Below are 12154 nucleotides of genomic sequence, written 5' to 3'. Positions count from 1 at the left end.
GCCGCGTGACCACGGCGACGTAAGGAGAAGTGACGACGTGGACATAGCTTTGGCGCCGGAGACCCTGGCGCGATGGCAGTTCGGCATCACCACCGTCTACCACTTCCTGTTCGTCCCGCTCACGATCTCGCTCGCCGCGCTGACGGCCGGCCTGCAGACCGCCTGGGTACGGACGGGGAAGGAGAGGTACCTCAGGGCGACGAAGTTCTGGGGGAAGCTCTTCCTGATCAACATCGCGATGGGTGTCGTCACCGGCATCGTCCAGGAGTTCCAGTTCGGCATGAACTGGTCCGCCTACTCCCGCTTCGTCGGCGACGTCTTCGGTGCCCCGCTCGCGTTCGAGGCCCTCATCGCCTTCTTCTTCGAGTCCACCTTCATCGGGCTGTGGATCTTCGGCTGGGACAAGCTGCCGCAGAAGATCCACCTGGCCTGCATCTGGATGGTCTCCATCGGCACGATCCTGTCGGCGTACTTCATCCTCGCGGCCAACTCCTGGATGCAGCATCCCGTCGGCTACCGGATCAACAAGGCGAAGGGCCGTGCCGAACTCACCGACTTCTGGCACGTCCTCACCCAGAACACCGCGCTCGCCCAGGCCTTCCACACGCTGTCCGCGTCCTTCCTCACCGGCGGAGCGTTCATGGTCGGCATCGCGGCCTACCACCTGCTCCGCAAGAAGCACATCGCCGTGATGAAGAGCTCGCTGCGGCTCGGGCTGGTCACCGTGGTCATCGCCGGCCTGCTCACCGCGATCAGCGGCGACACCCTCGGCAAGGTCATGTTCAAGCAGCAGCCGATGAAGATGGCCGCCGCCGAGGCCCTGTGGGACGGACAGAAGTCCGCACCCTTCTCGATCTTCGCCTACGGCGACGTCAGCAAGGGCCACAACAGCGTCGAGCTGTCCGTCCCGGGCCTCCTGTCGTTCCTGGCCGACGACACCTTCACCTCCTACGTCCCCGGCATCAACGACACCAACAAGGCCGAGCAGCAGAAGTACGGACCTGGCGACTACCGCCCCATCATCCCCGTCACCTTCTGGGGCTTCCGCTGGATGATCGGCTTCGGCATGGCGTCCTTCGCCATCGGCCTGGCCGGCCTCTGGCTGACCCGCAAGAAGTTCCTGCTGCCGCAGCATCTGCGGGTCGGTGAGGACGAGGTGCCGCATCTGGTCCTCTTCAGGAACAAGGCGCTCGGCCCGACGCTCACCACCTGGTACTGGCGCATCGCGATCTGGACCCTCGCCTTCCCGCTCATCGCCAACTCCTGGGGCTGGATCTTCACCGAGATGGGCCGTCAGCCGTGGGTCGTCTACGGCGTGCTGCGCACCCGTGACGCCGTCTCCCCCGGTGTCTCCCAGGGCGAGGTCATCACGTCGATGACCGTGTTCACCGTGCTCTACGCCATCCTCGCCGTCATCGAGGTGAAGCTTCTGGCCAAGTACGTCAAGGCCGGACCGCCCGAGCTCACCGAGTCCGATCTCAACCCGCCCACCAGGCTCGGCGGCGACTCCCAGGACGCCGACAAGCCGATGGCCTTCTCGTACTAGGCCGAGGGAGCGCTCACACCATGCAACTTCACGACGTCTGGTTCGTCCTCATCGCGGTCCTCTGGATCGGCTACTTCTTCCTGGAGGGCTTCGATTTCGGGGTCGGCATCCTCACCAAGCTGCTGGCCCGCAACCGTCCCGAACGTCGGGTGCTGATCAACACGATCGGCCCGGTCTGGGACGGCAACGAGGTGTGGCTGCTCAGCGCGGGCGGGGCCACGTTCGCCGCCTTCCCCGAGTGGTACGCCACACTCTTCTCCGGCTTCTACCTGCCGCTGCTCGTCATCCTGGTCTGCCTGATCGTGCGCGGTGTCGCTTTCGAGTACCGGGCGAAGCGGCCCGAGGAGAACTGGCAGCGCAACTGGGAGAACGCGATCTTCTGGACCTCGCTGATCCCGGCGTTCCTGTGGGGCGTGGCCTTCGCCAACATCGTGCAGGGTGTGAAGATCGACCAGCACCTGGAGTACGTGGGCAACGTCTGGGATCTGCTCAACCCGTTCGCGCTCCTCGGCGGCCTGGTCACCCTGAGCCTGTTCACCTTTCACGGAGCGGTGTTCACGGCCCTCAAGACCGTGGGGGACATCCGGCAGCGGGCGCGGAAGGCGGCTCTGGGGGTCGGGCTGGTGACCGCCGGGCTGGCGCTGCTCTTCCTCACCTGGGCACAGCTCGACCAGGGTGATGGCGCAAGCCTGGTCGCCATGGTGGTGGCGGTGGCCGCGCTCGTCGCGGCGCTGGTGGCCAACCAGGCAGGACGTGAGGGATGGTCGTTCGCGTTCTCCGGCGTCACCATCGTGGCCGCGGTCTCCATGCTGTTCCTGACGCTCTTCCCGAACGTCATGCCGTCCACGCTCAACCCGGACTGGAGCCTGACGGTGAGCAACGCCTCGTCGAGCCCCTACACGCTGAAGATCATGACCTGGTGCGCCGGGATCGCCACGCCGATCGTCCTGCTCTACCAGGGCTGGACCTACTGGGTGTTCCGCAAGCGCATCGGCACCCAGCACATCGCCGTCGACGCTTCCGCCGGCGCCCTGCACTGAATCTGGTGGGGTGGGGTGTTTCACGGGAAACACCCCGCCCGGACCCGGACCGAAGGGCATGTTTCACGTGAAACCGATCGATCCGCGACTGCTCCGCTACGCCCGGGCCACGCGCTTCTTCCTCGGGGCGGTCATCGGCCTGGGCGCCATCGGAGCAGTCCTGGTCATCGCCCAGGCGATGCTCATCGCCGAGGTGGTGGTCGGCGCCTTCCAGCACCACCACGCGATCGCTGAACTCCGGACGCCTCTGCTGCTTCTGGTGGCCGTGGCGGTCGGTCGCGCTCTGGTCTCCTGGCTCACCGAACTCTCCGCCCACCGCGCGAGCGCCTCGGTGAAGTCGGAGCTGAGGGCGAAGCTGCTGGAACGAGCCGGGGCCCTCGGCCCCGGCTGGCTCAGCGGCCAGCGGACGGGTTCGCTGGTCGCTCTGGCCACGCGGGGAGTCGACGCACTCGACGACTACTTCTCGCGTTATCTGCCGCAGTTGGGGCTCGCGGTGGTGGTGCCGGTGGCGGTGCTGGCGCGGATCGTCACCGAGGACTGGGTGTCGGCGGCGATCATCGCCGGCACCCTCCCGCTGATCCCCCTCTTCATGATGTTGATCGGCTGGGCGACACAGTCCCAGATGGACCGTCAGTGGCGGCTGCTGTCCCGGCTTTCCGGGCATTTTCTCGACGTGGTCGCCGGTCTGCCGACGCTCAAGGTGTTCGGCCGGGCCAAGGCCCAGGCCGAGTCGATCAAGCGGATCACCGGCGCATACCGGCAAGCCACCATGCGGACGCTGCGTATCGCCTTCCTGTCGTCCTTCGCGCTCGAACTCCTGGCCACGATCTCGGTCGCCCTCGTCGCGGTGGAGATCGGCATGCGGCTTGTCCACGGCGACATGGATCTGTACATCGGGCTGGTCATCCTCGTGCTGGCCCCGGAGGCGTATCTGCCCTTGCGGCAGGTGGGAACGCAGTACCACGCGGCTGCGGAGGGGCTTTCCGCAGCCGAGGAGATCTTCGCGGTGCTGGAGACTCCGGTACCGGCCGCCGGTGAGAGGCGCCTGCCGGAGGGACCGATCGCCTTCGAGGGCGTGACCGTCCGCTATCCCGGGCGGCCCTCCGCCGCGGTGTCCGATGTGTCGCTCACGGTGGCACCGGGTGAGACGGTGGCCCTCGTCGGACCGAGCGGGGCGGGCAAGTCGACCCTGCTGCACGTTCTGCTCGGGTTCGTGCCGACCACCGAGGGGTGCGTACGGGTCGGGGGAGTCGATCTCGTCTCGGCCGATCTGGAGGAGTGGCGCTCACGGATCGCCTGGGTGCCGCAGCGGCCCCACCTGTTCGCCGGCGCGATCGCCGACAACGTGCGGCTGGCGCGGCCGGACGCCGACGACGCGTCCGTACGGAAGGCGCTGGCCGACGCCGGGGCGCTGCCGTTCGTGGACGCGCTGCCCGACGGGATCCGCACGGTACTCGGCGAGGACGGAGCGGGCCTGTCCGCCGGGCAGCGGCAACGGCTCGCCCTCGCGCGGGCGTTCCTCGCCGACCGGCCGGTGCTGCTGCTGGACGAGCCGACGGCGTCACTGGACGGGGCGACCGAGGCGGAGATCGTGGACGCGGTGCGCCGGCTCGCCGTCGGCCGGACGGTCCTCCTGGTCGTGCACCGGCCCGCACTGCTGGGACTGGCGGACCGGGTGGTGCGGCTGGAGGCGGAGCAGCACGCCCCGTCGAGCCTCCCCGCACAGCCCGGCCCCGAGCCGCTGCCGCGCCGGGAGACCGTGAGTCCGCCACCTGCCCCGGGCGAGCCGGCCCCCGCCCCCTCCGCGGCGAGGCGCGGTGGCGTGCTCGCCCGCGTCCGTGCCATGGCCGGCCCCCGTCGTGGGCGGCTCGCCCTCGCCTTGGTACTCGGCAGTCTCGCGCTCGGCAGCGCGGTGGGGCTGATGGCCACCTCCGGGTGGCTGATCTCGCGGGCCTCCCAGCAGCCGCCGGTGTTGTATCTGATGGTCGCCGTGACGGCCACGCGGGCGTTCGGGATCGGACGGGCCGTGTTCCGGTACGCGGAACGGCTGGTGTCGCACGATGCCGTCCTGCGCATGCTGGCCGACACCCGCGTCGCCGTCTACCGGCGCCTGGAGCGGCTGGCCCCGGCGGGTCTGCGCACGACGCGGCGCGGCGACCTGCTGTCACGGCTGGTCGCCGATGTGGACGCGCTGCAGGACTACTGGCTGCGCTGGCTGCTGCCCGCGGGCGCCGCGTTCGTCGTATCGGCCGGTTCCGTCGGCTTCACCGCCTGGCTGCTGCCCGCGGCCGGTGCCGTCCTCGCCGCCGGACTGCTCGCGGCCGGGGTGGGCGTACCCCTGGTGACGGGTGCCGTCGCGCGTCGTGCGGAAGGGAGGCTGGCGCCCGCCCGGGGCGTGCTGGCGACCCGGGTGACCGATCTGCTGACCGGGACGGCCGAGTTGACGGTCGCCGGTGCCCTGCCCGCGCGCACCGCGCAGGCGCGGCAGGCCGACGCCGCGCTGACCCGCATCGCCTCCCGCGCCGCCACCGCGACGGCGCTCGGCGACGGGCTCACCGCGCTGATCACCGGGCTGACCGTCGCGGCCTCCGCCCTCGTGGGCGCACAGGCCGTCGCCGAGGGGCGGCTCGGCGGGGTGGTCATGGCGGTCCTGGTGCTCACGCCCTTGGCCGCGTTCGAGGCGGTCCTGGGCCTGCCGCTCGCGGTGCAGCACCGTCAGCGGGTGCGCCGGAGCGCCGAGCGGGTCCACGAAGTGCTGGACGCCCCCGAGCCCGTACGCGAACCGGAGCGGCCGCGGCCGGCTCCCTCCTCGCCCTTCCCGCTCGTACTCCAGGGGCTGACCGCCCGGTACGACGGGCAGCGGCGAGACGCGCTCAGCGGCCTCGACCTCACTCTCGAGCAGGGCCGCCGGGTCGCCGTGGTCGGCGCCTCGGGCGCGGGCAAGACGACCCTCGCGCAGGTCCTGCTGCGGTTCCTGGACACCGATGCCGGCTCGTACACGCTGGGCGGCACGGACGCCTGCGCGCTCGACGGCGACGACGTACGGCGCCTGGTCGGGTTGTGCGCTCAGGACGCCCATCTCTTCGACAGCTCGGTACGGGAGAACCTGCTGCTCGCTCGGAAGGACGCGAGCGAGGCGGATCTGCGCGGCGCGCTCGCGCGGGCCCGGCTCCTGGACTGGGCGGAGGGGCTGCCCGACGGCCTGGACACCCTGATCGGCGAGCACGGCGCCCGGCTGTCCGGCGGCCAGCGGCAGCGGCTGGCCCTGGCCCGCGCCCTGCTCGCCGACTTCCCCGTTCTGGTCCTCGACGAGCCCGCGGAACACCTGGACCTGCCGACGGCGGACGCGCTCACCGCGGACCTGCTCGCCGCCACCGAGGGACGCACCACCTTGCTGATCACCCATCGGCTGGCCGGCCTCGAGGGGGTCGACGAGGTGATCGTCCTCAGACAGGGCCGGGTGGTCCAGCGGGGCGGCTACCGTGAGCTGGCGGCGGTGGAGGGGCCGTTGCGGGAGATGCTGGAGCGCGAGGCACAGGGGGATCTGCTGAGAGCCGGCTGAGGGATACGGCTGGGCCATCCGTGGTCACCCGTTCCTCCAGCCGTAGGACGTCGACAGGACTGGGCCCGCGACACGGGCAACGATCGTTGACATGCATTCATCCTGTCGACGAGCGTTGCTCGTTTCGTTTGTGTTGTCCGCGGTCACGGCGCTCCCGGTGTGGCCCGCGGTGGCCGGGGACCGCACGGCGGGCGACGGTGCAGAGTCCGCCGCCGCCCGGGTGGCGCGGTTGAACGAGGAAGCCGCCCTGGTGGCGCGTCAGTACGAGACCGGGCGCCGGGAAGCCGAGAAGGAGCGTGCCCGGGCGCGGCTCGACGAGGCACTCCTCATACGGAAGCTCCAGTTGAGCGCGGGCCTGCGCAGGGTCCCTGGCCGCATCCCCCGCGCCCGGTACCAGCAGAGCGGCCTGCTCCCGGATGCCGCGCAGACGCTTCTCCCCGATACGACCCTGGAGTTGCTGCGCGGTCAGCGCCGATTCGACCGGATGGATCGCGCGGCCGCCAACGCGGTCGCCGGCATCCGCCTGGCGGAGGACCGCCTCGCCGCGGACCTGGCCGAGGCGTCGGCGCGGTCGCGGCGGCTGCAGCAGCAGAACGGTGAACTGGCCGGCAGGAGGAGGGTCCTGCAGGCGAAGCTGGAGGAGGCGCGGCAGGTCCTGCAGAGGCAGGCCGACGCGTCCGCCGCCACGGGATCGTGCCGGGGCGCCGTCCATGTGGGCCAGTCGCGGAAGAGGACCACGCGGCCCTGGGGCCCGCCGGTGGAGTCGTACACGCTCTCCGCTCCGTTCGGCAGCGGAGGCTCCCACTGGGCGCACCGGCACACCGGGCAGGACTTCGCGGTGCCCATCGGGACTCCGGTGCGGGCCGTCGGCGCCGGGAAAGTGGTGCGGGTGGCGTGCGGCGGCGCCTTCGGCATCGAGGTCGTGATCCAGCACCCGGGCGGCTACTTCACCCAGTACGCCCATCTCGCCGCCGTCACCGTCTGCAAGCGTGAGCGCGTGGCCACCGGCCAGTGGATCGCCCAGTCCGGCACGACGGGCAACTCGACCGGCCCCCACCTGCACTTCGAGGTCCGGGTCACTCCGGAATGGGGCACGGGCATCGATCCGGTGCCGTGGCTGACGGCGCGGGGCGTACGACTGTGAGGGCCGTCCCAAGGGGCCACCGCCCCCGGGGACCGTGTCGGCGGCCTACGACCGCTCGGCGAGGATCCGCTCGATCACCACGGCCACGCCGTCGTCGTTGTTGGCGACCGTCCGCCCGGACGCCGCGGCGATCACGTCGGGGTGGGCGTTGCCCATCGCGTAGGACTGTCCCGCCCAGGTGAGCATCTCCACGTCGTTCGGCATGTCGCCGAAGGCGACGACCTCCTCGTGGGAGATGCCGCGCTCGGCGCAGCACAGCGCCAGGGTGCTCGCCTTGGAGACGCCCGGGCCGCTGATCTCCAGCAGGGCGCTGGGGCTGGACCGGGTGATGGTGGCGCGGTCGCCGACGGCGACGCGGGCCAGGGTGAGGAAGGCGTCCGGGTCCAGCTCCGGGTGGTAGGCGAGGATCTTGAGCACCGGTTCGTGAGCACCGGGCGCGTCCGGCGCCAGCAGTTCCTCCGCGGGTGCGCGCAGGTCCGGGATCTCCATGTGCAGCTTCGGGTACGCCGGCTCCTGGTAGAAGCCGTAGGTCTGCTCGATGGCGTACACCGTTCCGGGGGCGGCGTCCCGCAGCAGCCGTACCGCGTCGAGCGCGTTCTCCCGGGCCAGCTCTCGGACCTTGACGAAGCGGTGGGTGCCGGGGCCGCCGTGCAGGTCGACCACGGCGGCGCCGTTGCCGCAGATCGCCAGTCCGTGACCGTGGACGTGGTCGCTGACGACGTCCATCCAACGGGCCGGACGGCCCGTGACGAAGAACACCTCGATACCGGCCTCCTCGGCGGCTGCCAGCGCGGCGATGGTCCGCTCGGAGACCGACTTGTCGTCACGCAGCAGGGTGCCGTCGAGATCGGTCGCGATCAGCCGGGGCGGAATGGTGGAGGCCGGGCTCTCGGGCTGTCGGGTCGCTGAGGTCACCGGCCCATTCTGGCGCATATGCCCGCACGGCCGTGCGAGACCCCGCACACCTGAGTGGTGACCCTGCTCACCACCGTCGTCACATCGCGTCATGCTCAGCCGAGCTGCGCCGGAGCTTCCAGGGCGATCTGCTCGAAGACCTTCTCGTCCGCCGCGAAGTCGGAGTCGGGGATCGGCCAGTGGATCACGATGTCGGTGAAGCCCAGCTCCGCGTGCCGGCCGGCGAAGTCGACGAACGCGTCCAGCGACTGCAGCGGGCGCCCGCGGTCCGGGGTGAACCCGGTGAGCAGCACCTTGTCGAGTTCCGTCACGTCACGGCCGATCGCGGCGCAGGCGTCGGCCAGCTTCCCGGCCTGCGCGGCCAGGGCCCGCAGCGACTCCTGTGGGGTGCCGGTCTCGAACAGCTTCGGGTCGCCGGTCGTCACCCAGGCCTGGCCGTGGCGGGCGGCGAGCTTCAGGCCGCGCGGGCCGGTCGCGGCGACCGCGAACGGCAGTCGGGGGCGCTGCACGCAGCCCGGGATGTTCCGCGCCTCGTGGGCGGAGTAGTACGTCCCCTGGTGGGAGACGGCGTCCTCGGTGAGCAGCCGGTCGAGCAGCGGGACGAACTCGCCGAACCGGTCGGCACGTTCGCGCGGGGTCCACGGCTCCTGGCCGAGCACGGTGGAGTCGAATCCGGTGCCGCCCGCGCCGATGCCGAGCGTGATCCGGCCGCCGGATATGTCGTCCAGGGAGATCAGCTCCTTGGCGAGGGTCACCGGGTGCCGGAAGTTCGGCGAGGTCACCAGGGTGCCGAGGCGAATCCGGTCGGTGACGGCGGCCGCGGCCGTCAGCGTCGGCACGGCGCCGAACCAGGGTCCGTCGCGGAAGGACCGCCACGACAGGTGGTCGTAGGTGAACGCGGTGTGGAACCCGAGCTGCTCCGCACGCTGCCAGGCGGAACGCCCGCCCTCTTGCCAGCGGACGTAGGGCAGGATCACGGTGCTCAGACGCAGACTCATGCCTCGAGCGTAAGGGAGTCAGGGAGTGATCGTGTCCCGATCCCGAGACGAGAGGGCGCTGGAATCGCAGGTTGTGGTCAGTGCGGCTCTGCGAAACGCAGGTACTGAGGGGGTACGGCCTTGGTGAGCCACACCCCGTTTGCGCTGACATGGAAGACGTGGCCGTCGCGGTGCATGGCGCCGGCGTCCACGGTCAGCACGACCGGGCGGCCACGGCGGGCGCCGACGCGGGTGGCGGTCTCGCGGTCCGGAGACAGGTGCACATCGTGCCGGCTCATGGGCCTCAGGCCCTCGGCACGGATCGCGTCCAGGTTGCGGGCCACGGTCCCGTGGTAGAGGTATGTAGGCGGGGTCGCCGCGGGCAGGCCCAGGTCGACGTCGACGCTGTGGCCCTGGCTGGCGCGGATGCGGGTGCCCTCGATCGCGAAGCGCTTCTTGTCGTTGGTGGCGACCACCCGGTCCAGTTCCTCGCGGGTGATCCGGAAGCCGTGGGCGGTCGCCGCGGCGAGCAGCGTGTCGATCTCCACCCAGCCGCCGTCGTCCAGCGTGATCCCGATTCTCTCCGGCTGGTGGCGCAGGTGCTTCGAGAGGTACTTCGACACCTTCACGGTGCGTCTGTCGTCGTTCCTTTCCGTCATCCTTCCAGCGTGCGGGAGAGACGCGGATCACGCATGGGATTTTACTCCCGATGTTTGATCCACAAGCAACCCGGGTTATCCACAAGGGAATTGGCCGTTCTGTGGACAACTGGCCGACGCCGTGGAGGTGTTCGTCAAGTAAGTCTGATATGCGGCCACTTGCCGAACGCGCCAGCGAGACAGGCGCCTTCGCCAACTGCCGTTCTCCCAGGGGTCACAAGGGTGGATCAATCCGCGCGATCGCCCGCAACACCCCAGGTGCCCAACGCGACAGAAAACGCGCGCCCCGTGCTTCCGGGGTGATCGGTACGACCGCCTGGTTGCGCACCACCGCCCGGAGAACCGCGTCGGCGACCTTTTCCGGTCCGTAACCACGCAGACCGTAAAGCCGGTTGGCCCTCTCCTGCCGTCGCCTCTCCTCCGCCGCGTCGACGCCCACGAACCGCGCCGTGGACGTGATGCCCGTGTGGACGAAGCCGGGGCAGATCGCCGACACCCCGATGCCGCGCCCGGCCAACTCCGCGCGCAGGCACTCGCTCAGCATCAGCACGGCCGCCTTGGACGTGCTGTAGGCCGGCAGCACCTTCGACGGCTGGTACGCGGCGGCCGAGGCGACGTTGACGATGTGGCCGCCCTGCCCGCGATCGGCCATCTGCTTGCCGAACAACCGGCAACCGTGAAGAACGCCCCACAAGTTGACGTCGAGGACCGTGCGCCAGTGCTCCGGGGTGGTGTCGAAGAACGAACCGGACAGGCCGATCCCGGCGTTGTTCACCAGGACGTCCACCACGCCGTACGTGCCGGACACCTTCTCGGCGAGCCTCTCCATGGCCTGCTCGTCGGAGACGTCGACCGTCTCGGCCCAGGCCTCGGGGGCGCCGCGGCTCCGCGCCAACTCCGCTGTGCGGTCCGCACCTTCGGCGTTCCGGTCGACCGCCACCACACGCGCCCCGGCCTTGGCGAACGCGACCGCCGTGGCCCGGCCGATACCGCTGCCCGCACCCGTGACCAGCACGAGCTGCCCCCCGAACCGCTCCGCGTACCGGCCGCTCCCCACAGGCGCCGAACGCCCGTTCTCCACCGCGGTCACGAACTCCGCGACCCAGGAGGCCACTTGGTCGGGACGTGTGCGCGGGACCCAGTGCTTGTCCGGAAGCGTGCGGCGGACCAACCGCGGTACCCAGCGGTCGAGTTCGTCGTAGAGGTGCTCCGACAGGAACGCGTCCCCCAGCGGCGTGATGAGCTGCACGGGCACGCGCGCGTACGCGTCGGTGCGCGGATGACGCAGCCGCGGCCGTACGTTGTCCCGGTACAGCCAGGCGCCGTGGGCCGCGTCCACGGGGAGCGACGGGGCCGGGTGGTCGCCGACGGGCAGTCCCTCGGCGCGCCGCAGGATGCCGGGCCAGCGTCTGCCGAGCGGCCCGCGCCAGGCCACCTCCGGCAGGGCCGGGGTGTGCAGCAGGTAGACGTACCAGGACCTGGCGCCCTGGCCCAGCAACTGGCCCACGCGGCGCGGGGTCGGCCAGCGGATCCGCCGCTTGATCCAGTGCCCGACGTGGTCGAGGGACGGTCCGGACATCGAGGTGAACGACGCGATCCGTCCCTCGGTGCGCCCTGCGGTGACGAACTCCCAGCCCTGCACGGACCCCCAGTCGTGCCCCACCAGGTGCACCGGCCGACCGGGACTGACCGCGTCCGCGACCGCCAGGAAGTCGTCCGTGAGCTTCTCCAGCGTGAAACCGCCGCGCAGCGGGTTCGGCGCCGTCGACCGGCCATGGCCGCGGACGTCGTAGAGGACGACGTGGAAGCGGTCGGCGAGGCGGGGCGCCACCTGGGACCAGACCTCCTTGCTGTCCGGGTAGCCGTGCACGAGCACCACCGTGGGCCGCGCCGGATCCCCCAGCTCGGCCACGCACAGCTCGACACCGCCCGTCCGCACCCGGCGCTCGCGCGCCCCCGTGAGAGCCACTCGTTCCCCTCCGTCCAGCGCCGCCCCCGCGGCGGATGCCGTCCGTTCGTCACCCGCTCACCCCGTGTCCGGCACGTGACACCGGCGAATCTGGCACTTGTTAGAGGTGGCGTCAACGGCGGCCTCGCGACCTGTGGAAAACGACCGTTCTGTGCACGGCCACCGTGATGTGGACGGCCACCGTCCTGTGCACGGCCACCGTGATCTGGGCGACGCGCCACCCGTTCCCCTCGCTCGGTCGTTCCCCCGCTCGGTCGTTCACCCTGTTCGACCTGAGGGTGACCCTTACGGGCCCGTAATACTGGAGTCGGACCCACAGACAGCTCTGCGGTCTGACGACGG

The 12154-nt window shown here is 70.8% G+C and carries 8 protein-coding genes; 4 read left to right on the top strand and 4 right to left on the bottom strand.

Going from position 1 to position 12154, the window contains the following annotated elements:
• Positions 1-37: 37 nt before the first annotated feature.
• From ACZ4SW_RS32710 to ACZ4SW_RS32695, 4 genes are all read left to right on the top strand, one after another.
• Positions 38-1546, top strand: coding sequence for a cytochrome ubiquinol oxidase subunit I (locus ACZ4SW_RS32710; RefSeq protein ID WP_468252553.1), 1509 nt, complete (start codon positions 38-40; stop codon positions 1544-1546).
• A 20-nt stretch (positions 1547-1566) separates the two neighbouring features.
• Positions 1567-2586, top strand: coding sequence for a cytochrome d ubiquinol oxidase subunit II (gene cydB / locus ACZ4SW_RS32705; protein WP_468252552.1), 1020 nt, complete (start codon positions 1567-1569; stop codon positions 2584-2586).
• A 58-nt stretch (positions 2587-2644) separates the two neighbouring features.
• Positions 2645-6148, top strand: a complete 3504-nt coding sequence (gene cydD / locus ACZ4SW_RS32700; protein ID WP_468252551.1) for a thiol reductant ABC exporter subunit CydD — start codon at positions 2645-2647, stop codon at positions 6146-6148.
• A 91-nt stretch (positions 6149-6239) separates the two neighbouring features.
• Positions 6240-7292, top strand: coding sequence for a M23 family metallopeptidase (locus ACZ4SW_RS32695; protein WP_468252550.1), 1053 nt, complete (start codon positions 6240-6242; stop codon positions 7290-7292).
• A gap of 45 nt (positions 7293-7337) precedes the next feature.
• On the opposite strand, the gene ACZ4SW_RS32690 is transcribed toward ACZ4SW_RS32695, so the two are convergent.
• The 4 genes from ACZ4SW_RS32690 to ACZ4SW_RS32675 form a co-directional block, all read right to left on the bottom strand.
• Positions 7338-8225 carry an HAD-IIB family hydrolase gene (locus ACZ4SW_RS32690; protein WP_468252548.1) on the bottom strand — a complete coding sequence of 296 codons (888 nt, stop codon included), beginning with the start codon at positions 8223-8225 and terminating at the stop codon, positions 7338-7340.
• Positions 8226-8302: 77 nt separating this feature from the next.
• The gene (locus ACZ4SW_RS32685; protein WP_468252547.1) at positions 8303-9205 is read right to left on the bottom strand and encodes an LLM class flavin-dependent oxidoreductase; all 903 of its coding nucleotides are present in this window, start codon (positions 9203-9205) and stop codon (positions 8303-8305) included.
• Between the two features lie 77 nt (positions 9206-9282).
• Positions 9283-9843 carry an RNA 2'-phosphotransferase gene (locus ACZ4SW_RS32680; protein WP_468252545.1) on the bottom strand — a complete coding sequence of 187 codons (561 nt, stop codon included), beginning with the start codon at positions 9841-9843 and terminating at the stop codon, positions 9283-9285.
• 214 nt (positions 9844-10057) lie between these two features.
• The gene (locus tag ACZ4SW_RS32675; RefSeq protein WP_468252544.1) at positions 10058-11812 is read right to left on the bottom strand and encodes an SDR family oxidoreductase; all 1755 of its coding nucleotides are present in this window, start codon (positions 11810-11812) and stop codon (positions 10058-10060) included.
• Positions 11813-12154: the final 342 nt, after the last annotated feature.

It is taken from the genome of Streptomyces sp. NPDC028331 (genome assembly GCF_055565775.1).
The sequence above is the reverse complement of the archived record's forward strand: the minus strand, read 5'-3'. Positions and strand labels throughout refer to the sequence as shown.

Excerpts from the sequence above, each read along its gene's own strand:
- cydB (WP_468252552.1), top strand. The coding sequence starts at position 1,567 with ATGCAACTTCACGACGTCTGGTTCGTCCTCATCGCGGTCCTCTGGATC.
- cydD (WP_468252551.1), top strand. The coding sequence starts at position 2,645 with ATGTTTCACGTGAAACCGATCGATCCGCGACTGCTCCGCTACGCCCGG.
- ACZ4SW_RS32695 (WP_468252550.1), top strand. The coding sequence starts at position 6,240 with ATGCATTCATCCTGTCGACGAGCGTTGCTCGTTTCGTTTGTGTTGTCC.
- ACZ4SW_RS32690 (WP_468252548.1), bottom strand. The coding sequence starts at position 8,225 with ATGCGCCAGAATGGGCCGGTGACCTCAGCGACCCGACAGCCCGAGAGC.
- ACZ4SW_RS32685 (WP_468252547.1), bottom strand. The coding sequence starts at position 9,205 with ATGAGTCTGCGTCTGAGCACCGTGATCCTGCCCTACGTCCGCTGGCAA.
- ACZ4SW_RS32680 (WP_468252545.1), bottom strand. The coding sequence starts at position 9,843 with ATGACGGAAAGGAACGACGACAGACGCACCGTGAAGGTGTCGAAGTAC.